This is a genomic window from Lentzea sp. NPDC005914 (assembly GCF_040629405.1).
Lineage (GTDB): Bacteria > Actinomycetota > Actinomycetes > Mycobacteriales > Pseudonocardiaceae > Lentzea.
This window is the reverse complement of the sequence record NZ_JBEXVQ010000009.1, coordinates 149,457-176,057: the sequence shown is the minus strand read 5'-3', so window position 1 is coordinate 176,057 and position 26,601 is coordinate 149,457. Positions and strand designations below refer to the sequence as shown.

Sequence of the window (26,601 nt, the reverse complement as noted above, 5' to 3'; positions counted from 1 at the left end):
GGGGGAAACGGCCAGGAGGGCCATTACGGTTCGCGTCAGGAACGCCAAACCGCCCAATGTGACTAATGTCACGCTGATCCACATGTGTCGCCTCCGAGTGGTGACCTACACCCGTAGTAGACGTCTAGCACTCGACGACGGTTGCAAGCGGTACCGACTCGCGTTCTTAACAGAACGTCGCCCACACGCGTTGCGGATGAAGGTCGACAGGGCGGATCGGCGGGTCCGGCACCTGACGCTGCAGCAACACCTGCTGCACCAGCACCGACGACTTCACCGAGCGCCAGAAGGCGTGGTCCTCCAGGCCCTCGAGCAACGGATCCACAGTCCAGCCGCCCATTTCGTCGAGCACGGGCCGGCGCACCAGATATCCACAGCCGAGGTACGGCGTCTGGGCCAACCGGCGTCGTTCGGCCGGGAGAGCGGCCACCAGGCCCGCCTGAGGGTCGCCGATCGGGCAGTGCGCCACGTCCGCGTCCGCCGCCAGCAGCCGGGCGAGAAGGTGCCGCGACGCCCGCAGTCCGGCGTCCAGCACCAGCACGTGGTCCGCCGTGGAGCGTTCCAGCAGGCCGTTGCGGGCGACGCCGCGGCCCAGCGGCATCTCGTGGTGCAGAACGGCGGTCGCGTTGCTCTTCGACGGCGCGGGCGTGCCGTCCACGCACACGAGGATCCGTTCCGGCCGGACGGTCCCGCCCAGCAGGTCGAGGATCAGGCCGTCCGGGTCGGGTTCGCCGGGACGTTGCACGATCAGGACGTCCACTCCGGACCCGGCCGAAGCGGGCGAGTGGTCCTGCCAGTCGCGGCCGGCCGCACGCTGGGCGAACGTCGTCCGCTCCACGGCCAGCGCGCACGCCATCTTCTCGGCGTCGCTCACCTCGCGGCCGAGCGAGGCCACCCCGGCGAATTTCGGGTCCCACGAGGACGTGTCGACGGCCAGCGGCTTCTCCGCGGAGACCGGCGCGGGCTCCTGCAGAGACGGCAGCGGCGCGACGTCCTTCCCGTCCACCAGGGACGTTGCCAGCTCGATCAACGTCCGCGCCGAGCCCAGCATGTCCAGGTCGTTGCGCACGAAGTCGTACCCGGCCATCCGCAGGTCGCGCTCGCGTCCCACGTCCGACGTCAGCGCCGCGGCCACCGCACCCAGAGACGCAGCGGAAGCCACCACCAGGTGCTTGCCCGGCACCAACGGCTCGACGTCGGTCGACGGCTCGGTCAGCACGACACAGCCGTTGGTCAACGCCTCCAGCACGCGCACCCACTCGAGCGCCTTCGACTGCTCGCGATGCAGGTTGATGAGGAAACGCGAGTCCGCGAGGTGCGCGAACTTGGCCTCGCCGGGCAGGAAGTCGATCCGCGCGGGGCCCATCGGCTCGTGCGGCGGGGTCAGCAGCCGGACGCGCTGCTCGTCGAGGTCGCGCGAGTAGCCGTTGAGCAGCAGCGAGCGCCGTCGTTCCGCCGTCCCCAGATAGGTGACGTCGATGGAACGGTCCGAGTCGGGATCGCCGCCCCACCTGTCCCACAAAGGTGTGTACCCGAGCTGGAAGTGCTCGACGGCCACACCGCGGCGGCGCAGCTCCTCGGTCGAGTCGACGTTGATGTCCACGGCGCCCGCGAGCGACCCCACCAGGGAGGCGGTGCGGTCGAACGTCATGGTGCCGGGGTGCTCGACGCAGAACGCGATGGTGCGGCGCAGCAGTTCCGGTGCGGGACGGTCGGCGACGGGCGTGACGTAGAAGTACTCGTGCGGGACGACGACGTACACGGTGTCCGAGGAGGGCTCGGGGAAACGGCCCAGCGCGGTGCGGGCACGGCCTCCAGCGCGCCGGACGGCGTCGGCGACGACCTCCAGCAACTCCTCCATGAACACCGAACCGCCCACCGCCGACACGAGGCAGAGGTCGGGTGAGGTCATCGCGACTTCCTGCGAACGGCGCGCAGCGGTGCGGTGACCCGCCAGCTGATCGTCGCGCGGGTGGCGGCGAGCTCACGGGCGAGGTGCGCGGCACGGGCCTCGGCGGCGGCGATCCGGTCGGCCGCACCGGCGGACGTCGTCGGCACGGACGCGGGCGCTTCTCTGCCGGCCAGCACCACCTCGGCGTCGAGCAGCCGCAGCCGCAACGCGTCGCGCTCGGCCCGCGTGCCCGTCAGCTCGTTGCGCAGCGCGTCGCGTTCCTGACGTGCGACCGCGAGCTCGGCGCGCAACGCCTCGATGCTCGCGGTCTGCTCCTCGGAACTGCGCACGGTTTCCGGCAGTTCGGCCACCTGAGCGGCCAGCCTGTCGCGGTCGGCCAGCAGCTCGCGGGCCGAGGTGTCGGCCTCCTGCAGCTGACCGAGCAGCTTCTCCCGTTCCGACACGAACACGACCCGTTCGGCGCGCAGCCTCGTCAGCTCGGCGCGCACCGGTCCGGGCAGGTCGCTGAGATCGTCGTTCATCGTTCCCCCTGGTTCGCGATCTCGGACAGCACGTCGGAGTACTCGTCCGCGTACCCCGTCGGGTCCAGCCAGTCGCTGAGCTTGGCGAACGCGTTGTCCGCGAGCTCGCGGCGGCGTTCGGCGGGTGTGTCGAGGGCGCGCAGCAGAGCCACGGTCAGCGCGTCGGCGTTGTTGGGCTCGAACAGCCACCCCGTGCGGCCGTCCTCGATCATCTCGCGCGCGCCGAAGACGTCGCTGGCCAGCACCGGCAGGCCACAGCACACGGCTTCGAGGATCGACCGCGGCAGCGACTCGATGTCCGAGGCGTTCACGAAGAGGTCCGCCGCGTGGAACCACGGCGTCGGGTCGCGCTGGATCGGCACGAGCCGCACCGACTCCTCCAGCTCACCGCGTTCGACCAGATCGTCCAGCGCCAGCCCGTACGGCGTCGGGTGCTGGCCGACGATCGCGACCACGAGGTTCGGCGCCACGTGCCGCACCCGTTCCGCCGCCGAGATCAGCCCGGCCTGCCCCTTGCGCGGCTCGACCACACCAACGTTGAGCAGCAACAACGCGTCCTGCGGCACCCCGAGCCGCTCCCGTGCCTCACGACGGCGGTGCTCGCTGATCCGTCCGCCGAAGCGAACCATCGGCGTGCCGTAGCGGATCGTGCGGCAGCGTTGCGGCGCCGAGTGACCGACGAACATCTCCCTGGTCGCGTCCGCCACGAACAACAGCTGGTCGACGGCGTTGAGGCTGCGTTCCCAGCGCTGCTTCACCGCGGGCGCGAGGCCGGCGGGACCCCAGTTCTGGAACGAGAAGTCAGCCAGTTCGAAGCTCTCGTGCACCACCCACGCCGTCGGCAGCCCCGCACGCTTCGTGGCATCGGCAGCCGAGAACGCACCAAGCGTGTTGACCAGCGCCACACCCGCGCCAGACGCCCGAGCGACCAACGCCAGCTCACTGACATGTCCCTCGTACGACGCGATGTCGCCGATCCGGTAGTGCGAAGTCAGATGCACCGGCACACCGAGCGCGGCGCAGTCGTCGCGCAAGGGCCCGTCGACCGGCGTGACCACAGTCGCGCGCCAGTCGTGCTTCTTGACCAGCCCGGTCAGCAGCTCCTGCAACCACAGCTGCCCGCCACCGATCGCCAGACTGTGCGTCAGCACCAGCACGTGCTTGGGATCGCGCCGATCACTGACCCGCTCCAGCAGCCCGGCCGTCTGCTCCTCGAGCTGATCGGCCAGCAGCTCGTCCGCCGCATCGCCCGCAGGGTTCCGCACCGTCACAAACCGCGTCGGCGAGGTCCACTCACCCGCCCCGTGCGTGGTCAGCCGCACGCGCACGGAAACCCGTCGCGCACCCCCCGGCGGAATGTCCACGGGCACCCGAGCCTCGAACCCGCTCACCACGGCGTCCGGGAAGTCGGGGAACGCGGCCCCGACGTCGGGCCGGGGCAACCGGGTGCGGGCGCGCGTGACACCGCTGCCCTCGACGAAGACCTCGACCATGCTGGGCGCGCGGCTGTTGAGCATCGCCCACCCGGTGACCAGCACGAGGTCACCGGCCACCTCGCTGTCCGGCGCGGGACCGTCGAGCTCGACCAGTGCGAGCGGATCGTCGCCCTCGTTGCTGCCGACGATCACGACTTCCTGCGCCAGCAGCTCACCGGCGTGCCCGAACACGCTGACCGGTTGCACGCCGTTCGGCACCGGCCTCGTGGTGTGCGCCGCCCAGCCCGCCGCACCGTCCGGGGCGCCGCCGTGCTCGCGCAGAGTCGCTTCATGACCCGCGATGCGCACGGTCACGTCCGCCAGTGCGATCCCGCGAACCCAACCGCTCAGCTCGAACTGGTGCCCGACCGGTCCGGAGGGCAGGTCGACGAACGCGCTGCTCATCGTTCCGTGCCGTTCATGCCGTTCCCCCCAACAAGCTCGGCAAGGCGGTTCTGCCAAGCCGTCCTCAAGTAGTCCTGTTCCCGCCGCAGCCCGGCGCCGTGGGGCGTGCCGCAGATCCGCACTGCCTGGAACCACGCCTCCCGCTCGACCACCGCGTCCACATAGGACGGAGCATGTCCGAGCAGCACCCCGAGCCACCCGGCCAGGTCACGAACCGTCGTGCGTTCCCCCGCACCACGCCAGCCGACGGAGGCGAGCTTGTCCGCGGTGAGCAACAGCCCGCGCTGCTCGACCTCGGTCACACCGATGCCCTCGACACACCACTCGAGATCGATGGCGACGATCTCGTCGTCGGTCATCAGAAGGTTGTGCGGCAACAGATCCCAGATCGCCGAGCCCAGTTCGGGCGCGTCGCGGTGGAGCAGGTCGCGCCACGCCGTGAGCAGCTCCTCCGCCCGCCAGGGCTCGTTCACCATCAAGGTGATCAGGGGCATGCCCTGCACGAGCGGCTCGTCGTACCCGCGTACCGACACCTCGTCCTCGACCGGGGTGACGAGCGGGGTACGGCGGATGACTCCTGTACCGAGCACCTCGGAGCGCGTGCACCAGCGCGCTGCCCGCTCGGTGTTGAAGTACACGGCGAGGCGCTCGTCGGGCCACAACGAACTCTCGTCGCTGTCGGTGGTGGCGATGACGAGGAAGCTGTTCCACGCTTCCGCGGCGATGCCCGCGTCGACGAACTGGCGCCACAACAGGGCCTCGTCGACAGGCCGTTCGTTCGGGAAGCCCCGGTCAGGGCTGGGGAACTGCGGGATCTCGGTCGCCAGCGCAGGGTGCCGGTCGACGAGCTCGGCCGTCAGGACCGCGCGGGTGATCTTGTAGTCCGGGAAGCAGCCGAGCGTGCGAACCGGGCGGAAACCCGCGCCGGACAACAGGTTCTCCAGCGGCCGCCGGGCGAAGGTCTGCGCGGGGCCGCCGTTCGGATAGCCCTGCACACCGTCCCAAGGGATCCCGCTGTGGTCCTCACGCCCGCCGGCGAGGTACTTCACCCCGAGCTGGTTCTCGATCGCGAGCACCAGCGTGCCGCCCGGCTTCAGCTTGCGCCGCAACGACTCCAGGAACGCGGGACGGTCCTGCACGTACTCCAGCACGCCGATGACGAACACCAGGTCGTACGCCTGCTCGTCGGGCACGTCGTCGACGACACCGACGAACACCCTGACGTTGTCGAGGTCGGCGACCCGTTGCGCGCCAACGGCAGCACGTGCGGCCACCGGTTCGACCGAGTCGACCAGCGCCAGGTTCTCGCCGAGGTAGCGGGTGATCGCGCCGCAGCCGGACCCGATCTCCAACGCCACCGCACCGGCGGGCAGGTCGAGGGCGCGCAGCACGTTCACGCGTCCTCGATCGAGGTGGTACCTCTCGGCCCAGTTCTCGCCGGCCGCGTGGTGCAGCTCGTCGCTCAGCGAACCGCGGTCGCCCGCCTCGGCGACGATCGCGCCGACCAGTTGCTCGGCCCCGTCGAGGTAGGTGATCGCGGAGTGGGTGCCGAGCACCAGGCACCCATCGCGTTCGACCAGGTCGAGCTTGCGCAGTGGGGTCATCAGGGAGCGGGGAAGCTCTTCAGCGCGGCCTGGACCTGACGCTGGTAGCTACCGCTCAGGCTCGCCTCGCCGGTCATCGGGACCTGATCGACGTTGACGCGCACGACGTTCTTGCCCGAGGCCCAGAGCCCGCGGTACAGGGCAGCGTCGTTGTCGACCTTCTTCTCGAAGAGCACCGAGAGGGGCATGTTCGGCAGCGGTTCCTTGATGAACACCAGTCCGTGGGCCTCCTGGTAGGCCTTGAGCTGGGCGACGAGCGTCTCGGCCTCGGCCTCGCTGTTGGTCGGGAACACCATGACCGAGAACGAGTCCGGCGTCGGCCCGAACTGGTCGGGGTCCTTCTGGCCGGACTTGAACGGGACCTTGGTGATCTTCACGGCCGTCAGCAGGTCCGCCTCGCCCTGGTCGAGCATCTTCAGCTCCACCAGCCGGGCGGTCGCCGAGACCTCGATCTTGAGGTCCTTCTTGCCGCCGGGAGCCGGGATCTGGTCGAGCAGGATCTCGAGCGGTTCGGTCGGCTTCGGCTTGCTCGTCGTGGTCGGCGTCTGCGAGGTCGACTGCCCCTGCGTTTCCTCGCCGCCCCCGCCGCCCTTGCGGTTGACCAGGAAGTACACACCGGTACCGATGCCGCCCAGCACGAGCACGACCAGCAGGACGACCAGGATCTTCTTGCCGGCGCCGGAGGACTTCTCGTCGAACACCTCGGGGCCCTGCGCGACCCAGCCGGGGCTCGACTCGGCGCCGAAGCCGCCGTCACCGCTCAGCCACGGAGGCGGGGCAGCGGGGCCGCCCTGCGGAGGCGCGGACTGCCAGCCACCACCGGGAGGCGGTTGCACCGGTCGCACGTACTGGGTGCGCTCGGAGTCTGAGTTGCGCGCCCCGGTGTTCACGACCTGAGTCGCGTCGGGGTTGATGTTCTGGGTCGCGGCACTGGGCGGCGCCTGCGGCGTCACGACCTGCGTCGCGTCCGGGTTCACCACCGGTTGCGGCCCCGACGGGGGTCCGACCGGGGGCGGGGTGGTGTTCCAGCGGAACGGTGCGTTCGCCGCCCCCGGGTTCAGCGGTGACGGTGCGGGAGCGCTGCTCGAACCGGAGAGCACCTCGTCTCGGCGCCGACGGTAGTCGTCAGCGGAGATACGACCCTCGGCGAGGGCGTTGTCGAGCTCACGCAGTTCGTCTTGCCAAGCCATCTTCCGGCTCCTCCGGTCTTGCTGCAGCGTGTGCCATTGTTGCGTATCGCATGCGGCGGTTCTCCGCCGAGCCGCCTTGCACGATGTCGTTGTCCGGGTCAGATCACGGTGATGATGCGGTACAGCTGACCCTCTGCGTGGACGAAGACGATCAGGTCCTTCGTTCCGGGCTTCGCCACCGCGGCGAAGCCGGACCGCCCGGATCCGTTGGAGATCACTTCGCGCACGTCCGGCCTCGGCAGACCGACCGCGCCACCACCGACCACGAGACCTGCCTGGTCCGTGATGAGGACGCAGTCGACGGTCTTGCCGTTGACCTGGGCCCAGCCGGTGACCTCGGTGTCGCCCCTGACCTCTCCGGTCTCCACGGCACCCATCGTCGACCCCGCCTCGAACTTGGGCGGGGGAAGGTCCTTCGCCGTCTTGACGTCGATGGTGGAGCCGAGTTCGGGACCGTGGCAGCCGAGGGTGAAGTCGTCGGTGAACGGATACGCCTTCAGCGCTCGCATCGGCGCGAGAGACAGCGGTGTCGCGGAGTTCTTCAGCATCAAGGACTTCGCCCCGACGTGCATCGCGACGGCGAGGACCGGCTGCTTGGGGTAGTAGCTGCGGGTGGCTCCAGCCTGGTACGTGCCGACGGCGAACGTGCCGATGCCGACGACCAGCGCGATCGGGACGATGCGGGTGCGCAGGAACTTCGGTCCGATCACCGCGATCAGCACGACGAACGCGCACGCCGCGAGCAGCGACACCATCGCGAACCGCGGCGCCAGCCCCTCGTTGACCGAGAACCGTGCCCGCCCGAACCCGATCAGGGCGGCGACGAGCACGGTGTGCACGGCGAGCCCGATCCAGCCCGAGTAGTCGATCCTCGGCGCCTGAGGTTCCTGCCGTTCCTTCACCGCGCGGACCGTGAAGATCCCGTACACGACGATGATCACCGCTCCGGCCATCGAAGCGAGGTCGATGGCGCGGGACACCCACGCCTCCCCGAGCATGGTGAGTGCCGTCGCCAGGTAGGTGTCCGCGCCGACCAGTTGGATCGTGGGCGCGACCGGGTGCTCCAGGGTCATCCAGTGGATCAGCACGCCGGCGCCGAGCACGATCGGCGCGACGATCCGCCACCAGTGGTCGCGGCGCAGGAACGCGATCAGCGCGAGCGCGAACCACGCGGGGTAGGCAGAGCCGTGTCCGAAGCTGCCGATGAGCGCGAACACCAACGCGGGCACGGTCCGCCCGTGATGCGCGAACGAGAGCGCGACGACCGCCGGCATGAGGCCGAGCAGCCAGTGCGTGCCGCTCATGCCGATGCCGTAGTACTCGAGCGCGGACGACGAGAAGACGAGGAACGACACGGCCACGGCGACGGCGGCGCGGGGAAGGCCCGTCAGCCGGGCGGGCAGCATCTTGATCAGGGCGAACAGGATGACGATCGACATCAGCACGCAGAAGATGCCGAGCACGTAGTTGTAGCCGTGGAAGTACTTGGCGTCGGCCCAGAAGGCGAGCGACGCGAGCACGGCGGGGTGTTCGTTGTGCAGGCGCCAGATGCCGTCGGTCAGCTCGCCCGACGGGCTGACGGACTTGGCGATGACGACCCAGTAGTCCCAGAAGTGGAGCTTCGGCGATCGGAGCGCCTCGGCGAACGCGATGACGACCGGCACGACGACCAGCGCCCAGAGCCCCCACTTCAGCAAGGGCGGCCTCTTGCGGTCCTCGACAGGAGCGACCTCGGGGATCGCCTCCGTTACATCAACCGCCATCGAGCCGTCCTTGACTTGCGGGAATGGTGAAAGACCGGGTGACCCCCGGCGGCCACAAAGTACCTGGCGCGTCGGGTGCACCGCCGCAGAATCACGGATTGTTACCGTTCGCTCGCTGTAACTCGCCTCACGTGCGGAAATGACTACATTGACCGCATGGCGTTGTTCGGTCGCGACAAGAAGAGCGTGGTGCCGCCCGAGAGCGCGTTGCCGGGCCGCCCGACACCGATCGAGCTCCCTGGCACGCACGCCGTCTTCCCCGACCGGTCCTTCGTGCCACCGTTCCCCGCCGGCCACCGCACGATCGTGCTCGGACTCGGCTGCTTCTGGGGCGCCGAACGCCTGTTCTGGCAGACGCCCGGCGTGTGGAGCACGGCCGTCGGTTACGCGGGCGGGACCACGCCCAACCCCACGTACGAAGAGGTCTGTTCGGGCCTGACCGGGCACGCCGAGGCGGTGCTGGTCGTGTTCGACCCGTCCGAGGTGCCGCTCCAGACGTTGTTGCGGGTGTTCTGGGAGGGGCACGACCCGACGCAGGGGATGCGGCAGGGTGCGGACATCGGCAGCCAGTACCGGTCTGTCTTGCTGTACGCGGACGAGGGGCAGCGGGTCACGGCCGTGGCTTCGCGGGACGTCTACCAGCAGGCGTTGAGTGCGGCCGGGCACGGGCAGATCACCACGGAGATCGCGCCGGTCGGCGAGTTCTACTACGCGGAGGACTACCACCAGCAGTACCTGAGCGAGGCCAAGAACCCTTACGGCTACTGCGGTCTGGGTGGTACTGGCGTTTCGTGCCCGGTCGGCTTGAAGGCCTGACTGTCCCGCGCATCAGCAGAAGATGAGGCCGCACGGCTTGGTGGTCGTCGTGGTCGTGGTGGGCCGCGGCTTCGAGGTCGTCGTGGTGGTGACCGGCGGCGGCGCCTGAGTTGTGATGGTGACGGCGGTCGTCGTGGTGGTGGTCGTAGTCGTTGTCTTGGAAGAAGAAGACGGAGCGGACGACGACGGGGTGGACGACACTGTGAGTGATGGTGTCTCGGTCTGCGTGGGTATCAGCGACGGGGTGTTGATCAGCGACACACGGGCCGGTCTGTCGCCGTCCGGGGCTGTCGGATCGCCCGAGGCGAGCGATCCGACATGCGGTGCGAGCACGTAAAACGCGGCCACGACAGCACCGAGCAGAGCTCCGGTTGCGAGCCGACCCGGCCCACTCATCGCCGCCAACACCCGGATTGCCTATCTCGTTCACTCGATTGGGTCAAGCGAAACGATTGTTTTCTACTGGATCAAACCCTGGTGACCGTCACGCCGACCACGCCCTGTGACAACGGCGCGATGGTCTTGAAGGCCTTCGGGGTCAGGTCGATGCAGCGGCCGGTGATGTACGGGCCGCGGTCGTTGATCCGCACGGTGACGGTCTTGCCGTTGGAGCGGTTCTTCACCTTCACGTGCGTGCCGAACGGCAGCGTCTTGTGCGCGGCGGTGAGCTTGTTGGGGTCGAAGCGCTCGCCGCTGGCCGTGGTGCCGCCGCCGTCGTAGTAGGAGGCCTTGCACGTCTCGGCCGAGGCCACGGGGGAGAAGAGCACTGCGGTGGCGGCGAGGGAGGCCAGCGTGAGGCCGGCGGCCGCGAGGGTCTTTGCCATGGCACCAGCAACTCACCGGGCGGCAAAGAGACGCCTAACGCGCGCCTAACCGGGAAACTGCTCGGCGGCGTTCACCAGCAGCTGCCAGTCGCCCTCGGGCAACGTGCGCAGCCGGTCCAGCAGAACCGACATCCGCGTCAGCAACGCAGGGTGATCGGTCCAGAACGAGTGATCTACTCTCAGTAGAGCGGCGAGCAGGTCGCCGGGGTACAGCGCGAACGACCGCAGCGGGTCCGACTCGACGTGCTCCAGCGCCAGCAGCGCGGTCACGTCCAGGCCCACCTGGTGCGTGACCAGCAAGTGCAGCGACGTCGGCGTCAGCTCTCGCACCGGCAGATCGCGCAACGCGCACAGGTCCCGGTACAGCTGGGTGGACGACTGATCAGGTCTCAGCCAGTCGTCGTCGCTCAGGTGCGCGAGCGTTCTGTCCCGGTCCACGCACCCATAGTCCCTGCCGGGGGAAGCCCTAGTGGCGCGACCCAGAACGTGGCCGGGTAATTCACGCTCAGCAGGGCGCCTCGCGGCACCGCCCCCGCGCCCCCATACGGTCCAGTATGAGGACGCGGGGGCGGCACCACGATGCACCCGTCTGACCGCGAATTCACCTGGCAACGTTCTGGGCCACGCCACTAGCGTGCCGACTGGGGCAACGGTTCGGCATTGGGCGACTGCCAGCCGACCCGGACGAGCACCTCGCCGTCGTGCAGCAACGCCTGTGACGCCAGGCCCCACACGGTCGATGCGAGCAGCACGGAGCTCACGGCCTCGCCCAGCCGCAGCCAGTCGTGGCCGGTCATCCGCACCAACGCGCCGCTGCGTCGTGCCACCAGCTCCAGGTCGCAGTTCTCTGCGCGGGCCGCGTGCAGCAGCCACGTCAGCGCCGAGTCGGGCACCTCGTCCGCCACGAACGGGCGCGGATCCGACCGCCGCAACGAGATCGCCGCCGCGGAGGCCACCTCGCACGAGAACGGGTCCAGCTCCCAGCGCGGGTGCACCGACGCGACCTGGCCGTCCCCGGAACGAGACCGCAGCACGTGACAGTCCCAGCCCATCGCCGACAGAGCTACCCGCACGTGGTGCAGCACGGCACCACACGCGAGGAGCGCCGTCTGGTCCGTGCGTGTCGTCACGAGCTCAAGGCACTCGTTGCCGTTGCGCCACCGATAAGGCGGCACGATGCCGAACGACGGTGCCCGCGCCGCGAGTTTCAGGACTTCCTCGAGGGTTTCCGAGTCCGGGGTGCGCACGCTGGTTCTCATTCGAAGCAGCCTGATCGCCCCCGGCTGCGCGGAACCTGCGTCACGACTGCGCGGCCGCGACCACCGCTGCCACGGTCATCGCCGACCCACGCGCGAACGCCGCGGCGTAGGCGGCCTCGCCCAACGCTTGCAGGCACAACGCCACACATTGGTCGTGTGAGGCCGCGAAGTTCGCCGACCCGAACAACGGCAGCCCGACCGACTGCCACACCCGGTCGGCGCCGCCCAGCAACAGCGCGGCGTGCGACGCGGATCCGCACACCGCCGAGATCAGCGCCAGCAGCTCCACCGACACCGCGATCCCCAGCAGGTCGTCGAACTTCTCCTTGATGAGCAACGAAGAAGTAGCCAGCTCACGCGCCTCGACGACGTCACCCCGTCCCATCGCGACGAACGCCAGGACGTACAGCGCGTACGCGCGCGCCCAAAGCTCGCCGTTCTCCTCGCACACGGCCCGTGCCTTGGCACAAAGAGAGGCCGCCCGATCGAGCTCACCGCCGAACGCCACGGTGATCGCCAACGCCACCCGCGCCATGATCACGTTGCTGTCCAGGTGCCCGAGCTCGGTGTGCAACCGGTCGGCCTTGGCCAGCAGCGACGCCCCCAGCGGCAGGTCGTCGTTGAACACCGCGGCCGCACCCTGCACGTACGTCGCGTAGACGTCGGCGTCTGCGTCGCCCAGGAGCGTTGCCTCCGCACGGCACGCCTCCAGCAGCGCGGGCACGGCGGAAGTGTTGCCCTGCAACGTCGCCACGTACCCGGTCACCCACAACGCCTTGCAGCGCGCCCGCGACGGTTCGGTCTCCAGCGACAACGCCCAGTTCAGCCAGTGCCGTCCCTCGGCGAACCGCCCGCAGCCCACCCAGTAGAACCACAGCGTCGCCGCCAGCCGCAGGCCAGAGTCGGCCTCGCCCGGCGTCGTCAGCGAGTACTCCAGCGCGGCTCGCAGGTTGCCGCTCTCGGTCGTCATCCAGCCGACGGTCGCGGCCTGCCGCGGCGTGAACCAGGCCCGTTCACCCTGGTGAGCGATGCCCGCGTACCAGTCCCTATGCCTCAAGCGCAGCCGTGGCTCCTCATCGCTCGCACGCAGCCGCGTCTGCCCGTACTGGCGCATGGTCTCCAGCAACCGATAGCGCGCCACGCCGCCGTGTTCTTCGCGCTGCAGCACGGACTTGTCGACCAGGCCGTCGACCGCGTCGAACATGTAGTCCGCGGTCAGCGAGTCGTCCGAGCACACCGCCTCGGCCGCCGCGAGGTCGAAGCTGCCCGCGAAGACCGACGCACGCGCCCACAGCAGCTGCTCCCGCGGTGAACAGAGGTCGAAGCTCCAGTCCATCGTCGCCAGCAGGGTCTGGTGCTGCGGCAACGCCGTTCGTCCGCCGTCGGTCAGCACCTTGAACCGGTCGTCCAACCGTTCCAGCAGCTGCGCGGGCGTCAGGGCGCGGACCCGCAGAGCGGCCATCTCGATCGCGAGCGGAATGCCGTCGAGCCGCCGGCACAGGTCCGACACCGCCTGCTCGTTCGCCCCCGTGATGACGAACGAGCCGGGCACCGCCGCGTCGGCGCGTTGGGCGAACAACGTCGCCGCCGGATAGGGGACGGACAACGGCGCCACGGCCAGCACCTGCTCGCCGTAGACGCGGAGAGCGCGCCGCGACGTGGCGATCACCCGCAACCGCGGCGCGACCCGCAGCAGCGTGTCGACCAGCACCGCGCAGTGGTCGACGACGTGCTCGCAGTTGTCCAGCACCAGCAGCGCGTCCCGGCCCGCCAGGAACTCCGTGAGCACCGTCAGCTGCCCACGCCCGGTCTGGTCGACCACGCCCAACGCCTCGGCCACCGTGTGCGGCACGAGCGCCCGATCGCGCAACGCCGCCAGCTCCACCAGCCACACCCCGTCCGGCGGCTGCTCGCCCCGCGCCACGTGCACCGCGAGCCGCGTCTTGCCCACCCCGCCGACGCCGATCAACGTCACCAACCGGTGCTGCCTGATCAGGTCGGCGACGTGCTCGGTCTCCGGTCGATCCACGAAGCTCGACCGGTCGGCCGGCAGGTTGCCGCGGATCAGCACCGGAGCACGTTCAGGCAGGTCGAGGCGTGGATCGGCGGTCAGCACCGCCTGTTCGAGATCGCGCAGCCGGGCACTGGGCTCGATGCCCAGCTCGTCGGCCAGCACGCCGCGCGCCCGCTGGAACGCGGCGAGCGCCTCCGCCTGCCGCCCGCACCGGTAGAGCGCGATCATCAGCTGTTCCCACAGCCGTTCGCGGAACGGGTGCTGCTCGACCAGCGAGTTCACCAGCGGTGCGACCGCGGCGTGCTCGCCGAGCTCCAGCGACGCCTCCATCAGGTCCTCGGTCGCGTCCATCCGCAGCTCGGTGAGCCGCGCGGACTCGTGTCGCGTCCACTCACCGGGCCGGCAGTCCGCGAGTGGATCGCCCGTCCACAACGCCAGCGCCTCGCGAAGCATCCGTGCCGATTCCACCGGGTCGTTGCTCACTCGTGCTGCTGCGACGAGCGCCTCGAACCGTGCGACGTCCACGGTGTCGGCGGGTGCGTTGAACACGTAGCCGGGTTCGCGAGTGGTGATCAGCTCGCCCAGTCCGGCGTCCCGGATCTGGCCGCGCAGGCGTGCCAGGAGGCTGTGGAGGGTCTTCGTGGCGCTCGCGGGCGCCTCGTCCGACCAGAGCGCGTCCATGAGCGCGCTCCTCGGCACCGTCTCCCCGGGATTGAGGGCGAGCCGTGCCACGAGCGTCCGTTGTCCCGCGCTGCTGAGCTGAACTGCTCCGTTCGGTCCGGTGAGTTCGAGCGGACCGAGCAGCCGGATGATCACTTTAATTCGTCCTGTCGTCAGCCCCCGACAAAGGCTGGAACCGGGACAAGATACTGCAATGGAATTCGACCCGAGAATCAACGCCCAGCGCGTGACCGCATACGCCGACCTGCGTGCCGTGCTGGCTGATCCGGTGACGTTCTCCTCCCGGAACATGACAGGTCCGCAGGTCGCGGCCGTGGCAGCGCTGCTGCCGCCGGAGCAGCGGCGATTGCTGGAATTGATGTCCTCGCTCAACGCGGCGGACGGATCCAGGCACGCCCGAATTCGTGCGGCGGCGAATCAGAAATTCACTCCAACGGCCGTGCGCCAAATGGCTGACTCAATTCGACTGCGCGCTCGGACGCTGCTCGGCGAACTGCCGGAGGAGGCCGACTTCGTGAGCGAGTTCGCCGCGCCGTTCGCGTTGGGCGTGGTCGGTGACGTGCTCGGCGTGCCCGAACGGGACTTCCCGTTGTTCCGCGAGTTCGTGGCGCCGGTGCTGGAGCTGACCAGCGGTGAGGAGGTCAGCGAACGCGTCCTCGGGTCGTACTTCACCGGGATGAACGAGTTCTGCGCCTATTTCGGGCGCTCGGACGCGTTCAAGGGCGGGCAGCTGTCCGAACAGGAACGGCTGTCGCTGTGCCTCGCCGTGGTCGTCGCGGGCACCGACTCGACCACGAACCTGTTGGCCAGCACGCTGCTGCGCCTCGACGCACGCGAACGCCGGCTGGGTGGCGTGGTGGAGGAGGTGGTGCGGCTCGACACGCCGTTCATCGGCTTCTTCCGCACGGCGACGTGTCCGGTGACCATGGGCGGGGTGAAGATCGCCGAGGGCGAGCACCTCTTCCTCGACTACGCGGCCGGCAACCGCGACCCGCGCGTGTTCTCCGAGGACTTCGACCCCGGCAGGCCGTCCGTGCCCGCGCACCTGGGCTTCGGGCACGGCCCGCACTACTGCCTCGGCGCCCAGCTGGCGCGGCTGGAGGGGCGGATCGTCGCCGAAGAGCTGCTCGACCGCTCGTCCGAGGTGGCCGAGCAGCCCGGCGACGTGCGCTACCGCAGGCACCTGATCAGTCACGGGCCCGCGGCACTGCGGTTCAGACCAGGGAAGCGTCCAGCGTGATGTCGACGGCCGCGAGCGCCTTGGAGACCGGGCAGTTCGCCTTGGCGCCCTCGGCGGCCTCGACGAAAGCCTCCTGCGAGAGGCCGGGCACGTTGGCGCGCACGGTCAGGTGGATCCCGAGGATGCCCTGGCCGGCCTGGAACTTGACCTCCGCCTTGGTGTCGATGGAGGTGGGCGGCGTGCCGGCACCGGTCAGGCCGTGCGAGAGCGCCATCGAGTAGCAGGACGAGTGCGCCGCCGCGATGAGCTCCTCGGGGCTGGTCTTGCCACCGGCCTCCTCGGCGCGCGCCTTCCAGTCGATCTCGAAGCTGCCGCTCTTGGACGTGTCGAGGCTGACGTTTCCCTTGCCCTCGACGAGAGAGCCTTCCCAGTGCGCGTTTGCCGTCTGAGTGATGGCCATGATCTCCAGGTCCTTGTCGAACGTGCTCGATCAGGTTGATGCGAGCGGACACCGGCCAGCTTTCCACGGCCCGGCCCATAGATCACCCCGAGAACTCACGGATCGGGACTGGAAGAGTCGTTGCCCGTGGTCGTGCTGTCACCGAGGCTCCGCGCCGGAGATCGCGTTCGTCTGGTTTCACCCGCCAGCTATCCGAGCGAGGAGTTGCTCGCCGAGTCCGTGCGAACCCTGGAGAGCTGGGGGCTTGTCGTGGAGGTCGGCAAGCACGCGCTGGACCGCCGCGGATACATGGCGGGCCTGGACGAGGACCGGCTGGCCGACCTCAACGAGGCCTACTGCGATCCCGGCGTGCGTGCGTTGTTCGCCACACGGGGCGGCGCGGGCGCGTACCGGATCGCCGACGACCTCGACTTCGCCGCCGTGCGCGCGGATCCGAAGCCGCTGATCGGGTTCAGCGACATCACCAACCTGCATCTCGCCCTCTGGCGGGAGTGCCGGGTGGCCGGGGTCCACGGGTCCCTGTCCGGTGTCCGCTCGGCCGAGGCGACGCGGCGGCTGGTGATGGAGGGCGAAACGACCGTTCTGCGCCGGGATCCGGAGGCGCTCACGGCGGCCGTCCTGGTGTCGGGTGTGGCCACGGGACATCTCGTCGGCGGACATCTGGGCACGATCGCCTGGTCCGTCGGCGCCGGGTTGCCCTCGCTCGACGGCGCGATCCTGTTCCTGGAGGCTCCGCGCGCTGTTGGGCTCGGCCACGTCGACCGGGACCTGACGCAACTCATCCGATCCGGCTCGCTCACCGGACTGCGTGGCGTCGCTCTCGGCCGGTTCCCGGGGTTCGAGGGCTATGTCGATCGCGGTTGGAACATTGTCGACGTGCTGCGGGATCGGCTGGGGACGTTGGGCGTGCCGATGATCGGTGGCATCGACGTCGGTCACGGCGACGATCCGTTGTCCGTGCCGCTGGGGCCGGTCGCTGAACTGGACGCAGAAGCGGGCACGCTCACCGTCGGACCGGCGGTCCGTTGAACGCAAAAGACCGGCACCCACCGGGTACCGGTCTCGCTGTTGACGCGGGGGGTTTGGGGGGTCGCCCCCCAACATCATGGCGAAACGAAAACGGCTCATGCTCTCCATGAGCATGAGCCGTTCAGAGTGGAGCGGATGACGAGACTCGAACTCGCGACCCTCACCTTGGCAAGGTGATGCGCTACCAACTGCGCTACATCCGCACTGCCTTACGGGAAAGAACTATACAACAGGGCTAGACGGCGTCTCGACCGGGGGGTTGCAAACCCGCCAACAGTTGATCTACCTCGTCCAACTGCTCCTTCGGCCAGCGCCACTCCCACAACGCCCGCACCTTGGGCAGCACGTCGCACGGCAGCCACGCCGCGACCTCCTCGCGAAGGTCCCAGTCGTCGAACACGTGCTCGTAGAAGCTGATCAACGCCGCGTTCTCGAGGAACTGCTCCGGCTGGTGGAAGCACCAGTGCGCGAACCCGTACGCGCGCCTGAGCACTTCGTCGTCCTGTGAGCGATGTGCCTCCGCCGCCAGCTGAGACAGCTCGGAGAAGAACACGTGGCACGACCACTCCTCGGTCATGGCGACATCACGAAGTTCCGGCACCAGGGCCGAAGCGCGTTCCCGCCAGTTCACCACGGTCGTGACGATAGTCGCTGGATCTTCTTCGGCCGACGGGCCGACGCCCACCTGTGACCGTCTCGTCACCGAATGCGTTGCGCTGATCAGCTCACGACTATCGGATGGTCTTGTATATCGACCTGTTCTCATCCAGGGGCAGGTCTGGCCCCTTGTGGCATGTTGAACCCGTGATGGTCGACGAGAACGAGGTCGACCGGGACCTGCTCGCCAGGGTGCGCGAGGGAGACGACTCGGCCTACGGCGAACTGTTCTCCCGGCACGCGGACGCGATCCGCCGTTTCTCACTCAGGCACGTCCGCGAGGCGGCCGAAGCTGACGACCTCACCGCCGAGGCGTTCTTCCGCATGTTGCAGGCGATCAGGCGCGGGAGCGGTCCCACGGACCACGTCCGCACCTACCTGCTGACCGTCGCGCGGCGTGTGGCTTGGGAGTGGAGCGGCCGGCGTCGCGACGTCCCGGTGGAGGACGAGGAGCTGGGCCGTCGCGTCGAGCCCGTGGGGGACAACGCGAACCGCCGGGCCGAGCACAACCTCATCACCAGAGCCTTCTCGAGCCTGCCCGAACGCTGGCGGGTCGTGCTGTGGCGCGTCGAGGTGGAGGGCGAGCGCCCCGCCTCCGTGGCACCGCATTTCGGTCTCTCGCCCAACGCCATGTCGGCGTTGGCTCGCCGCGCGCGTGAAGGCTTGCGTGCGGCGTACTTGCAGGCACATCTCGCGGCCGACGACGGGCGTTCGTCGTGTGCGGCGATCAGGTCGAAGCTCGGAACGTTCACCGCGGGCGGGGTCCAGGGCGTCGAGGAACGCCGGATCCGCGCCCACCTCGACACCTGTTCGTCCTGCGCACAGCTCTACACCGAGCTGAACGAGGTCTGCGCCGCCCTGCGCGCCAACGCGGCGTTCCTGATCGTGCCGTCCACGCTCGGCCTCGCGTTCGCCGGGAAGATGCTGATCAGCAAAGCGAAGCTGGCCGTCGTGGCGGCCGGCGTGGCGACGATCGGCCTGTTCGGGACGATGGCGGCGGTGTTCAACGGCGGACCCGGCGTCGCGGTGCTGCAGCCGGACCAGCGGCCCGTGATCGCCATGAGCACGTCGGGTTCGGCCAGCTCCGGGCACAGCCAGGAGCTCGTGGCCGCGCCCGCGCCCCAGACGCAGCAGAAGCAGGAACAGCCGCACGAGAACGTGGTCAACCCCGGCGGTGCGCCGCGGCAGGAGACCGTGCGCAAGACGACGCCCTACGCGCCGCCGCCGACCCAGGAACAGCGCAAGGAGCCACCGGGCGAGCGGGCGTTGCCGGTCGTCGGGTCCAGCTCCAGCGAGGTGGTCACGTCGGTCTCCACGTCGAAACGGGAGGTCAGGTCGCTGGACACGCCGTCCACGACGTCCGAGCCGCCCTCCGACCCGTGCCCGCCGCCTCCTCCGGAGACCACGACCACCACGATCACGCTCTACCCGAAGCCGCTCGTCCAGGACTGACGGTAACGATCAACGTCGGGCGAGTTCACCCACAAGGCTCACCTCGCGCCAGGTACGGTTTGACCAGAACCGACCGAGCGTGGGAGACGGGTTTATGACGCGGCTGGTGCGCGGTGCCGACGGCCGGATGTGGACGGTCCACAGCCGGATCGAGTGGCGCAACCCGGAGGAGTCCGACGACTTCGAGCACGACGTCAGCGGTGGCATCCTGCCGGGGATAATGATGGCCGGGATGCTCGTCGTCATGACGGTGGTGCTCATCGCGTGGACGCCTGAGCAGGTCGTCGTCCCCGCGTGGCTCATCCTCGCGCTGATCTTCCTGTTCGCGTTCTTCCCGGTCCGCTGGGCGCTGCGCCGGCCGCACACGCTGGTCGCGGAGAGCAAGGCCACGGCCGACGAGCTGCCGCCCGAGCGGTGGATCGGGTCGGTCCGGGGCCCGATGGCGGTGCGTCAGGAAGCCTCGCGCGTCGCTCGCACGATCGAGATGCACTCGCTGCCCGACGTCGAGGGCCCGCTGCAACCCGTCGACTGATGCGACACTGGACGGGTGCCCGAGCTGCCAGAGGTAGAAGCACTGGCCCACCACCTGCGTGAGAACGCGGTGGGCCGCACGGTGCATCGCGTCGACGTGGCGTCACTGCAGGTGCTCAAGACGTTCGACCCGCCGTGGACCGCGCTGCACGGCCAGGAGGTCGTGGGCGCCCACCGGCACGGCAAGCACCTGGACGTGGAGGTCGCGGACGGTCTCCACCTGGTCATCCACCTCGCGCGCGCCGGCTGGCTGCGCTGGGCCGACACCATGTCCGCGCCGCCGCCCAAGCAGGGCCGCGGACCACTGGCGTTGCGCGTGCACCTCGGGCCGCCGGGGCAGGGACCGGGCTTCGACCTGACGGAAGCGGGCACGAAGAAGGGGCTCGCGGCGTGGATCGTGCGCGACCCGAAGACCATCCCGAGCGTCGCCAGGCTGGGCCCCGACGCGCTGGGGATCACCCGCACGCAGCTCGAAGACCTGTTCGCCAAGCGCACCGAGCGGCTGAAGACGTCCCTGACGGACCAGACCCTGATCGCGGGCATCGGCAACGCCTACTCGGACGAGATCATGCACATGGCTCGGCTGTCGCCCTACGCGACGACCGGCAAGTTGAACGATGAGCAGCTCGACCACCTGCACGAGGCCATGATCAGCACGCTGACCGACGCCGTGGCCCGGTCCGTCGGCCAGGACGCGGCCCGGCTCAAGGGCGAGAAGCGGTCGGGGCTGCGGGTGCACGCGCGCACCGGGCTGCCGTGTCCCGTGTGCGGCGACACGGTTCGTGAGGTGTCGTTCGCGGACAAGGCGTTCCAGTACTGCCCGACGTGCCAGACCGGTGGCAAGCCGCTGGCCGACCGCCGGTTGTCCCGGCTGCTGAAATAACCGCTGCTTTACCGGTCCCGGTCAGCCTCGGTCGCATGACACGTTTTGGAAAAGCCGTCGCCGTCCTGTCGGTCGCGGCCGCTGCCTCCGTGATCGCGCCGATGAACGCCTACGCCGCCGAGTACGGCTGCACGGGCTCGCTGATCGACACCTACAAGGTGTACTCCAGCGTGCCGAACCACCTGAGCACGATCCGGCTCTACTACAACTCCAGCACCGGCTACAACTGCGCGGCCAACGTGAAGACCGCCTACTACTCGCAGTTCAAGCACGAGACCTACATCCAGATGTACAACGAGGACTGGGCGGAGGACAACAACCGTCCCGGTTACAACATCGATGAGGACGGCGGGAAGTACCAGTACTACGCCGGCCCGGTGAAGGTGTACGGCAAGGGCAAGTGCATCGGTGTCTTCGCCCGCACCTTCTACTACGACGAGATGGGCCAGAAGAGCGCCGGCGGACACTGCGGCTAACCGACGATGAGGACCTCCAGGGTGCGAGGGCCGTGGACGCCCTCCACCCTGTTGAGCTCGATGTCGCTGGTCGCGGACGGGCCGCTGATGAACGTCAGCGGCCGCGTGGGCTCCAGTCGTTGCAACGCTTCCGGCACCGACGCGGCGATCTGGTCCGCTCTCACCACGCACAGGTGGTAGTCCGGCAGCAGCGTCAACGCACGCCGCCCCTGCGCCTCGCCGCCGTCGAGGACGATCGTGCCGGTGTCCGCGATCGCGACCGCGCAACCAGTCAGCACGCCATCCGCCTGGTCCAGCTCGTCGATCGACAACGGCTCGTGCAGCCACGTCACGCCGTCGACCAGCCACTCGCGCGGGACGTCGGCCGGTGTCACGATTCGCTTGCCCCGCAACGATGTCAGGAACTCGGGCACGCTGCTCACGGTGTGCACGACCGCGCGGTAGTCGGCGACCCGTTCGGCGAACAGCTCGACGCCGCCCTCGCCCGTCCGGTGGTAACCGCGGACGACGGGCGGAGCTGCCGGTACTCGCGCGTCGCGGATGCGCTGGAGGATCTCTTCTTTAGCGCTAGCCACGGTTCTTCCTCCACCAGGCGCGGAACGACTCGGACGGCGGTGCGGGCACGTCGCGTGAGGACGTCCACTTCGAACCCGGCCACGGCAGGGACGTGATCCTGCCGTCCTTGGCGAGGAACCGGGCCAGGGAACCGGCTTTCTGGGCCTTCTCGTACCGCGAGGCCGACGCGAAGATCCACGCGGCGGCGGACATCGCGACCGACTCCGCGGTGCGGCCCTTGGCTTCCACGACTTCCGCGCGCAGGTGCGTGAGGACCGATGGAATGTCGATCCGCACGGGGCAGACCTCGAAGCACGCGCCGCAAAGCGAAGAGGCGTAAGGAAGTGACGCCGCCTGCGGGTCGTGCAGGTCGCCGACCAGTTGCGGGGTGAGGATCGCGCCGATCGGACCGGGGTACACCGAGCCGTACGACTGGCCGCCGGTGCGTTCGTAGACCGGGCACACGTTGAGGCACGCCGAACACCTGATGCACCTGAGTGCCTGGCGCCCAACGGAATCCATGAGCGTCGCGGTGCGGCCGTTGTCGATCAGCACCAGGTGGAACTTCTGCGGGCCGTCGCCGGGCGTCACGCCGGTCCACACGCTCGTGTACGGGTTCATCCGTTCTGCGGTGGACGAGCGCGGCAGCAGCTGCAGGAACACCTCGAGGTCCTGCCACGTCGGCACGAGCTTCTCGATGCCCATGACGGTGATCAGGGTCTCCGGCAGGGTCAGGCACATCCGGCCGTTGCCCTCGGACTCCAGCACCACGATCGACCCGGTGTCGGCGACGGCGAAGTTCGCGCCGCTGATGGCCACCTTGGTGGTGAGGAACTTCTGGCGCAGGTAGACGCGAGCCGCTTCGGCGAGGTCCGCTGGTTCGTCGGACACCTCGACACCCATGCGGCGCTGGAAGATCTCGCGGATCTCCGAGCGGTTGCGGTGGATCGCGGGCACCAGGATGTGCGACGGCCGGTCGTCGCCGAGCTGCACGATCAGCTCGGCCAGGTCGGTCTCGATCGCGTGCACGCCACCGGCCTCGAGGGCCTCGTTGAGCCCGATCTCGGCCGTGGCCATGGACTTGACCTTGACGACCTCCTGGGCGTTCTCGGCCCGGCAGAGGTCGAGCACGATCCGGTTCGCCTCTTCGGCGTCGCGCGCCCAGTGAACTGTGCCGCCACGTGCTTCTACCGACTCCTCGAGCTGGAGCAGGAGCGGTTCGAGGCGCGCCAGGACGTCGTCCTTGATCTGCTCGCCGGCGACTCGCAGTTGTTCCCAGTCGGTCATCTCGGCGACCGCGGCGGCCCGGCGACCGCGGATGGTCCCGGTGGCCTTGCGCAGGTTCTGCCGCAGCTGGGTGTCGGCCAGCGCCTTGTGCGCGGCCTTGGGGAACGTCGGGCTGCCCAGCCACGTCACGGGGTTGCGCGCCACGGGTCCTCCTCCGTCGAAGCCAGGATCTCGGCCAGGTGCACTGGCCGCACACCCGTGCGCAGCCGCGACAGCCCGCCGCCGATGTGCATGAGGCAGGAGTTGTCACCGGCACTGAGCACCTCGGCGCCGGTGTCGAGCACGCACTTCATCTTGTCCGCGAGCATCGCCGTGGACGTCTCGGCGTTCTTCACCGCGAACGTGCCACCGAAGCCGCAGCACTGCGTCGAGTCCGGCAGTTCCACCAGATCGAGGGCTTTCACGGCCCTGAGCAGCGCCATCGGCTTGTCCCCGACGCCCAGCATGCGCAGCGAGTGACACGTGGGGTGATAGGTGACCCGGTGGGGGAACCAGGCGCCCACGTCGGTCACACCCAGCACGTCGACGAGGAACTCGGCGAGCTCGAACGTCCGGGGCGGAGAGGTACCCAGCGTGGGATGGATCTCCCGAACCATGCCGGCGCATGACCCAGATGGCGCAACCACGTAGTCGTAGCCGCCGAAGACGTCGGTGTACTTGCGCGCCAGCGGCTTCGAGAGCTCCCGATAGCCGGTGTTGAAGTGCATCTGCCCGCAGCACGTCTGGTCGAGCGGGAAGTCCACCGAACAGCCGAGCCGTTCCAGCAGACGCACCACGGCACGTGCCGTCGACGGGAAGAACGTGTCGGTCAGGCAGGTCGCGAACAGAGCCACTTTCACGGGCACACCCTCTCCCCAAATTCATCGGATGTCTACCCGGATCGGTGGACCGTACGGGGGTACGCCGGGCGCGCCTCTTGCTATAGGGGTGCCCCACAGCACAGCATGTGCAGCGTGGGCGACCTGTTGACCGAGCGCGCTGTGCTCGGCGTCATCGCGACCCTGGCCGTTCTGGGCCTCTTCGTGATGCTGTGCCGCGCTCGACGAGTCAGCACCTCCGTCGAGGATGCTGTGATGGACATGCTCGACCGCATGTCCAGGGCGTCGAGCGACCTCCGCGCGGGCCTGACCGAGGAGGCCGCGAACAAGGCCACCCCTCACTTGCGCGAGATGCTGCGGTGCGTCGCGGTCGCCATCACCGACGAAGAGGGCACCGTCCTGTCGTGGGACGGCGGCGCGAACGACCACTACGAGTACCTCCGCGACACGGTCGCCCGTGCCATCAACAACTGCCACAAAGAACACGTCGACCACCGCAAACTCGGCTGTGAGCTGCAGGGCCCGTGCTCCCTGCACAGCGTTGTCGTGGTGCCTCTGGTTGTCGAGGGCGACGTGGCCGGAACGTTGATCGTGGTCTCCGGCGTCGCCTCCAAGCGCCAGATCCGGATGGCCGAGGAGACTGCCCGTTTCGTCTCCACGCAGCTCGAACTGGAAGTCGTCCAGAAGCAGCGCCAGGCGCTGGCCCAGGCCGAGGTGAAGGCCCTGCGGGCCCAGATCTCGCCGCACTTCGTCTACAACGCGCTGAACACGATCTCCTCGCTGATCCGCACCGACCCCGCGCACGCCCGCGAGCTGCTGCAGGAGTTCGCCGAGTTCACGCGCTACTCGTTCCGCACCGACGGCTTGTTCACGACCCTCGCCGATGAGTTGACCAACATCCATCGCTACCTGACCATCGAACAGGCCCGCTACGGCTCGCGGCTGAACGTCCGTCTGCGCATCGCCCCCGAGGTCCTGCAGGTCGTCCTGCCGTTCCTGGTCCTGCAGCCGCTGGTAGAGAACGCCGTGCGCCACGGCCTGGCCAAGAAGCCGGGCGGCGGCATGCTCACGATCACCGCCGAGGACAACGGCAACGAGGCCCTGATCAGCGTCGAGGACGACGGCGTCGGCATGGACCCCGACCGCCTCGACGACATCAAGGACGCCCACCAGACCGGCGCGCACGTCGGCATCGGCAACATCAACGACCGCATGCGCACGGTGTTCGGCGTCGAGTACGCCCTCGTCGTGGAAACGGCGCCGAACGCGGGCACCAAGGTCATCCTGAAGGTGCCGAAGTTCGCGCGGAACGTGCTGCCGAACCTGAACATCGGCTCGCAGATGTCGGACGAGCCGATGACGAACGAACAGCCGGTCGTCCGCGCCTGAGGCAGCATCTGTAGTTGCACGCGCAACCATGCTCAACCCAGGCGTGCAACGTGCCGATTGTGGTGTTGACCAATGAACAGCCGGCACTCCCTCAGGTCGAGGCCGGCCGCGAGTTAAGGGCAACATCAATTGCAGGAACAACAAGCACCCGAGCGCGTCCGCGTCTGCATCAAGTGCACCGCAAAGGGATTCAACAGCTGCAAGTGCTGAGAAGCCTGCAGGTCAGCGTGCGGCAACCGCCAAAGTCGTGATCAGCACGACGGCGCACACGCTCCAGCTCACCCACATCCAGTAGATGTGCATCGGCGTCGGCCCGGCGGCGTTCTGCCTGCCCCGGTCGTCCCACCACTCGACATAGCGTTCGAGCCAGCGGATCGGGTTGAACGTCACACGCCGAACCTAGCACCACGTGTTCCAGGTCACGCGGGAGCAACCGACAGCGCAGTTGGGCTCCCGCGTGGCCGCGAAACGCACGTACTGTCGAGTACATGAGCGTCACGGACAAGATCGCGGCCCGTCTTCCCAGGGTCATGGACCGGGGCGAGCGGCCGCCGGTCGTCGCCGCGGTGCGGTTGCACGGGGTGATCACCCCGCAGTCCTCGCCGGTCGCGCGCAACACGATCAGCCTCCAGAACATCGAGAGCGCCATCAACCGCGCGTTCGACAACGAGCGCCTGATCGCCGTGGCACTGCTCATCAACTCTCCGGGCGGCGCGCCCACCCAAAGCGCCTTGATCGCCGAGCGCATCCGGGAGCTGGCCACCAAGAAGCACGTGCCGGTGCTCGCGTTCTGCGAGGACGTGGCGGCGTCGGGCGGCTACTGGCTGGCGTGCGCGGCGGACGAGATCTACGCGCACGGCACGAGCCTTGTGGGCTCCATCGGTGTCGTCAGCGCGGGCTTCGGGCTCAACGGCCTGCTGGACAAGGCCGGCGTCGAGCGCCGCGTCTACACCGCGGGCGAGAACAAGGTCAGGCTCGACCCGTTCCAGGCCGAGAAGCCCGAGGACGTCGAGTGGCTCAAGGGGCTGCACGCCGATCTGCACGAGCAGTTCAAGGCGTGGGTCACCGAACGCCGCGGCGCCAAGCTCAAGACCGAAGAGGACCTCTTCAGCGGCGAGATCTGGACCGGCACCAAGGCCCAGCAGCTCGGCCTCGTCGACGGCATCGGCACCATCCGGACCGTCATCGCCAAGCGCTTCCCGGATGCCGAGCTCACCGTCGCCGAGCCGAAGAAGCCGTTGCTGGCCAAGCTCGGGCTCGCGGCCGCGTCCACCCGATCGGGCGATCTCGTGACGCAGGTGCTGGCGGGCCTCGAAGAACGTGCTCGCTGGTCCCGATTCGGGCTGTGAGCATCAGTTCGGTTTCGCAGGGCGTGTCGAGGCCTACCCCGGCGTAGACATGACCGCACATTGATGGGCAA

Annotated in this window: 26 protein-coding genes and 1 tRNA gene; 9 read left to right on the top strand and 18 right to left on the bottom strand. The window is 68.9% G+C overall.

Annotation, left to right across the window (positions count from 1 at the left end):
* Positions 1 to 166 precede the first annotated feature (166 nt).
* The 6 genes from ABZ345_RS15545 to ABZ345_RS15520 all read right to left on the bottom strand — a co-directional run bounded on the left by ABZ345_RS15545 (position 167) and on the right by ABZ345_RS15520 (position 8,870).
* On the bottom strand, positions 167 to 1,912 hold the full coding sequence (locus ABZ345_RS15545; RefSeq protein ID WP_359847978.1) for a glycosyltransferase family A protein: 1,746 nt from the start codon (positions 1,910 to 1,912) through the stop codon (positions 167 to 169).
* Positions 1,909 to 2,433 (bottom strand): hypothetical protein, encoded by a 525-nt coding sequence (locus tag ABZ345_RS15540; protein WP_359847975.1) that lies wholly within the window; start codon positions 2,431 to 2,433, stop codon positions 1,909 to 1,911. Before ABZ345_RS15540 ends, ABZ345_RS15545 begins: the two co-directional genes overlap by 4 nt.
* Positions 2,430 to 4,313, bottom strand: a complete 1,884-nt coding sequence (locus ABZ345_RS15535; protein ID WP_359847972.1) for a glycosyltransferase family 4 protein — start codon at positions 4,311 to 4,313, stop codon at positions 2,430 to 2,432. The genes ABZ345_RS15540 and ABZ345_RS15535 overlap by 4 nt, the downstream gene beginning before the upstream one ends.
* Entirely contained in the window at positions 4,310 to 5,917 is a 1,608-nt protein-coding gene (locus ABZ345_RS15530) for a class I SAM-dependent methyltransferase (protein WP_359847969.1), read from the bottom strand. Before ABZ345_RS15530 ends, ABZ345_RS15535 begins: the two co-directional genes overlap by 4 nt.
* Positions 5,917 to 7,107 (bottom strand): hypothetical protein, encoded by a 1,191-nt coding sequence (locus ABZ345_RS15525; RefSeq protein ID WP_359847966.1) that lies wholly within the window; start codon positions 7,105 to 7,107, stop codon positions 5,917 to 5,919. Before ABZ345_RS15525 ends, ABZ345_RS15530 begins: the two co-directional genes overlap by 1 nt.
* A 98-nt stretch (positions 7,108 to 7,205) precedes the next feature.
* Complete coding sequence (locus ABZ345_RS15520) at positions 7,206 to 8,870, bottom strand: hypothetical protein (RefSeq protein WP_359847963.1); 1,665 nt, start codon at positions 8,868 to 8,870, stop codon at positions 7,206 to 7,208.
* A gap of 156 nt (positions 8,871 to 9,026) precedes the next feature.
* On the opposite strand from ABZ345_RS15520, the gene msrA reads away from it, so the two are divergent.
* Complete coding sequence (gene msrA / locus ABZ345_RS15515) at positions 9,027 to 9,686, top strand: peptide-methionine (S)-S-oxide reductase MsrA (RefSeq protein ID WP_359847960.1); 660 nt, start codon at positions 9,027 to 9,029, stop codon at positions 9,684 to 9,686.
* A 12-nt stretch (positions 9,687 to 9,698) separates the two neighbouring features.
* On the opposite strand, the gene ABZ345_RS15510 is transcribed toward msrA, so the two are convergent.
* The 5 genes from ABZ345_RS15510 to ABZ345_RS15490 form a co-directional block, all read right to left on the bottom strand.
* Positions 9,699 to 10,034: a hypothetical protein gene (locus ABZ345_RS15510; protein WP_359847956.1), complete on the bottom strand. Its 336-nt coding sequence runs from the start codon at positions 10,032 to 10,034 to the stop codon at positions 9,699 to 9,701.
* A gap of 119 nt (positions 10,035 to 10,153) precedes the next feature.
* Entirely contained in the window at positions 10,154 to 10,510 is a 357-nt protein-coding gene (locus ABZ345_RS15505; protein WP_359847954.1) for a septal ring lytic transglycosylase RlpA family protein, read from the bottom strand.
* A gap of 45 nt (positions 10,511 to 10,555) precedes the next feature.
* Positions 10,556 to 10,948 carry a contact-dependent growth inhibition system immunity protein gene (locus ABZ345_RS15500; protein WP_359847951.1) on the bottom strand — a complete coding sequence of 131 codons (393 nt, stop codon included), beginning with the start codon at positions 10,946 to 10,948 and terminating at the stop codon, positions 10,556 to 10,558.
* A gap of 191 nt (positions 10,949 to 11,139) precedes the next feature.
* Positions 11,140 to 11,769, bottom strand: a complete 630-nt coding sequence (locus ABZ345_RS15495; RefSeq protein WP_359847948.1) for a hypothetical protein — start codon at positions 11,767 to 11,769, stop codon at positions 11,140 to 11,142.
* Between the two features lie 40 nt (positions 11,770 to 11,809).
* Positions 11,810 to 14,599: a BTAD domain-containing putative transcriptional regulator gene (locus ABZ345_RS15490; protein ID WP_359847945.1), complete on the bottom strand. Its 2,790-nt coding sequence runs from the start codon at positions 14,597 to 14,599 to the stop codon at positions 11,810 to 11,812.
* Between the two features lie 58 nt (positions 14,600 to 14,657).
* Here ABZ345_RS15490 and ABZ345_RS15485 point away from each other — a divergent pair, with 58 nt between their 5' ends.
* Positions 14,658 to 15,704 (top strand): cytochrome P450, encoded by a 1,047-nt coding sequence (locus ABZ345_RS15485; RefSeq protein WP_359847942.1) that lies wholly within the window; start codon positions 14,658 to 14,660, stop codon positions 15,702 to 15,704.
* On the opposite strand, the gene ABZ345_RS15480 is transcribed toward ABZ345_RS15485, so the two are convergent.
* The gene (locus ABZ345_RS15480) at positions 15,679 to 16,104 is read right to left on the bottom strand and encodes an OsmC family protein (RefSeq protein WP_359847939.1); all 426 of its coding nucleotides are present in this window, start codon (positions 16,102 to 16,104) and stop codon (positions 15,679 to 15,681) included. The genes ABZ345_RS15485 and ABZ345_RS15480 overlap by 26 nt on opposite strands.
* 126 nt (positions 16,105 to 16,230) lie before the next feature.
* Between ABZ345_RS15480 and ABZ345_RS15475 the strand changes: the two genes are divergently transcribed.
* Entirely contained in the window at positions 16,231 to 17,133 is a 903-nt protein-coding gene (locus ABZ345_RS15475; protein WP_359847936.1) for an LD-carboxypeptidase, read from the top strand.
* A 127-nt stretch (positions 17,134 to 17,260) separates the two neighbouring features.
* On the opposite strand, the gene ABZ345_RS15470 is transcribed toward ABZ345_RS15475, so the two are convergent.
* Both ABZ345_RS15470 and ABZ345_RS15465 read right to left on the bottom strand, forming a co-directional pair.
* Positions 17,261 to 17,336 (bottom strand) — tRNA-Gly (locus tag ABZ345_RS15470).
* A gap of 32 nt (positions 17,337 to 17,368) precedes the next feature.
* Entirely contained in the window at positions 17,369 to 17,767 is a 399-nt protein-coding gene (locus ABZ345_RS15465) for a hypothetical protein (protein ID WP_359847933.1), read from the bottom strand.
* 173 nt (positions 17,768 to 17,940) lie between these two features.
* On the opposite strand from ABZ345_RS15465, the gene ABZ345_RS15460 reads away from it, so the two are divergent.
* From ABZ345_RS15460 to ABZ345_RS15445, 4 genes are all read left to right on the top strand, one after another.
* A complete protein-coding gene (locus ABZ345_RS15460; RefSeq protein WP_359848337.1) occupies positions 17,941 to 19,242 on the top strand; it encodes a sigma-70 family RNA polymerase sigma factor in 1,302 nt (433 codons plus the stop codon).
* 94 nt (positions 19,243 to 19,336) lie between these two features.
* Entirely contained in the window at positions 19,337 to 19,774 is a 438-nt protein-coding gene (locus tag ABZ345_RS15455; protein WP_359847930.1) for a DUF983 domain-containing protein, read from the top strand.
* 15 nt (positions 19,775 to 19,789) lie between these two features.
* Positions 19,790 to 20,656, top strand: a complete 867-nt coding sequence (locus ABZ345_RS15450; protein WP_359847928.1) for a DNA-formamidopyrimidine glycosylase family protein — start codon at positions 19,790 to 19,792, stop codon at positions 20,654 to 20,656.
* Positions 20,657 to 20,691: 35 nt separating this feature from the next.
* On the top strand, positions 20,692 to 21,132 hold the full coding sequence (locus ABZ345_RS15445; RefSeq protein WP_359847925.1) for a hypothetical protein: 441 nt from the start codon (positions 20,692 to 20,694) through the stop codon (positions 21,130 to 21,132).
* Here ABZ345_RS15445 and ABZ345_RS15440 read toward each other — a convergent pair.
* Genes ABZ345_RS15440 through ABZ345_RS15430 form a run of 3 tightly spaced genes read right to left on the bottom strand, consistent with a single transcriptional unit; the run spans position 21,129 to position 23,807 of the window.
* Positions 21,129 to 21,707 (bottom strand): LUD domain-containing protein, encoded by a 579-nt coding sequence (locus tag ABZ345_RS15440; RefSeq protein ID WP_359847923.1) that lies wholly within the window; start codon positions 21,705 to 21,707, stop codon positions 21,129 to 21,131. The genes ABZ345_RS15445 and ABZ345_RS15440 overlap by 4 nt on opposite strands.
* On the bottom strand, positions 21,700 to 23,118 hold the full coding sequence (locus ABZ345_RS15435) for a LutB/LldF family L-lactate oxidation iron-sulfur protein (protein ID WP_359847920.1): 1,419 nt from the start codon (positions 23,116 to 23,118) through the stop codon (positions 21,700 to 21,702). Before ABZ345_RS15435 ends, ABZ345_RS15440 begins: the two co-directional genes overlap by 8 nt.
* On the bottom strand, positions 23,100 to 23,807 hold the full coding sequence (locus tag ABZ345_RS15430; RefSeq protein ID WP_359848334.1) for a (Fe-S)-binding protein: 708 nt from the start codon (positions 23,805 to 23,807) through the stop codon (positions 23,100 to 23,102). Before ABZ345_RS15430 ends, ABZ345_RS15435 begins: the two co-directional genes overlap by 19 nt.
* 111 nt (positions 23,808 to 23,918) lie before the next feature.
* On the opposite strand from ABZ345_RS15430, the gene ABZ345_RS15425 reads away from it, so the two are divergent.
* Positions 23,919 to 25,181, top strand: coding sequence for a histidine kinase (locus tag ABZ345_RS15425; RefSeq protein ID WP_359847917.1), 1,263 nt, complete (start codon positions 23,919 to 23,921; stop codon positions 25,179 to 25,181).
* 222 nt (positions 25,182 to 25,403) lie between these two features.
* Here the strand turns inward: ABZ345_RS15425 and ABZ345_RS15420 are convergent, their stop codons facing one another.
* Positions 25,404 to 25,571 carry a hypothetical protein gene (locus tag ABZ345_RS15420; RefSeq protein ID WP_166048541.1) on the bottom strand — a complete coding sequence of 56 codons (168 nt, stop codon included), beginning with the start codon at positions 25,569 to 25,571 and terminating at the stop codon, positions 25,404 to 25,406.
* 98 nt (positions 25,572 to 25,669) lie between these two features.
* Between ABZ345_RS15420 and ABZ345_RS15415 the strand changes: the two genes are divergently transcribed.
* Positions 25,670 to 26,530 carry a S49 family peptidase gene (locus tag ABZ345_RS15415; RefSeq protein WP_359847913.1) on the top strand — a complete coding sequence of 287 codons (861 nt, stop codon included), beginning with the start codon at positions 25,670 to 25,672 and terminating at the stop codon, positions 26,528 to 26,530.
* Positions 26,531 to 26,601 lie beyond the last annotated feature (71 nt).

Bases quoted from the DNA above. Each gene is read 5' to 3' on its own strand.
- ABZ345_RS15545 (WP_359847978.1), bottom strand. From the start codon at position 1,912: ATGACCTCACCCGACCTCTGCCTCGTGTCGGCGGTGGGCGGTTCGGTG.
- msrA (WP_359847960.1), top strand. From the start codon at position 9,027: ATGGCGTTGTTCGGTCGCGACAAGAAGAGCGTGGTGCCGCCCGAGAGC.
- ABZ345_RS15495 (WP_359847948.1), bottom strand. From the start codon at position 11,769: ATGAGAACCAGCGTGCGCACCCCGGACTCGGAAACCCTCGAGGAAGTC.
- ABZ345_RS15540 (WP_359847975.1), bottom strand. From the start codon at position 2,433: ATGAACGACGATCTCAGCGACCTGCCCGGACCGGTGCGCGCCGAGCTG.
- ABZ345_RS15520 (WP_359847963.1), bottom strand. From the start codon at position 8,870: ATGGCGGTTGATGTAACGGAGGCGATCCCCGAGGTCGCTCCTGTCGAG.
- ABZ345_RS15485 (WP_359847942.1), top strand. From the start codon at position 14,658: ATGGAATTCGACCCGAGAATCAACGCCCAGCGCGTGACCGCATACGCC.
- ABZ345_RS15455 (WP_359847930.1), top strand. From the start codon at position 19,337: ATGACGCGGCTGGTGCGCGGTGCCGACGGCCGGATGTGGACGGTCCAC.
- ABZ345_RS15480 (WP_359847939.1), bottom strand. From the start codon at position 16,104: ATGGCCATCACTCAGACGGCAAACGCGCACTGGGAAGGCTCTCTCGTC.
- ABZ345_RS15525 (WP_359847966.1), bottom strand. From the start codon at position 7,107: ATGGCTTGGCAAGACGAACTGCGTGAGCTCGACAACGCCCTCGCCGAG.
- ABZ345_RS15425 (WP_359847917.1), top strand. From the start codon at position 23,919: ATGTGCAGCGTGGGCGACCTGTTGACCGAGCGCGCTGTGCTCGGCGTC.
- ABZ345_RS15505 (WP_359847954.1), bottom strand. From the start codon at position 10,510: ATGGCAAAGACCCTCGCGGCCGCCGGCCTCACGCTGGCCTCCCTCGCC.
- ABZ345_RS15460 (WP_359848337.1), top strand. From the start codon at position 17,941: ATGGTCGACGAGAACGAGGTCGACCGGGACCTGCTCGCCAGGGTGCGC.
- ABZ345_RS15445 (WP_359847925.1), top strand. From the start codon at position 20,692: ATGACACGTTTTGGAAAAGCCGTCGCCGTCCTGTCGGTCGCGGCCGCT.
- ABZ345_RS15415 (WP_359847913.1), top strand. From the start codon at position 25,670: ATGAGCGTCACGGACAAGATCGCGGCCCGTCTTCCCAGGGTCATGGAC.
- ABZ345_RS15535 (WP_359847972.1), bottom strand. From the start codon at position 4,313: ATGAGCAGCGCGTTCGTCGACCTGCCCTCCGGACCGGTCGGGCACCAG.
- ABZ345_RS15530 (WP_359847969.1), bottom strand. From the start codon at position 5,917: ATGACCCCACTGCGCAAGCTCGACCTGGTCGAACGCGATGGGTGCCTG.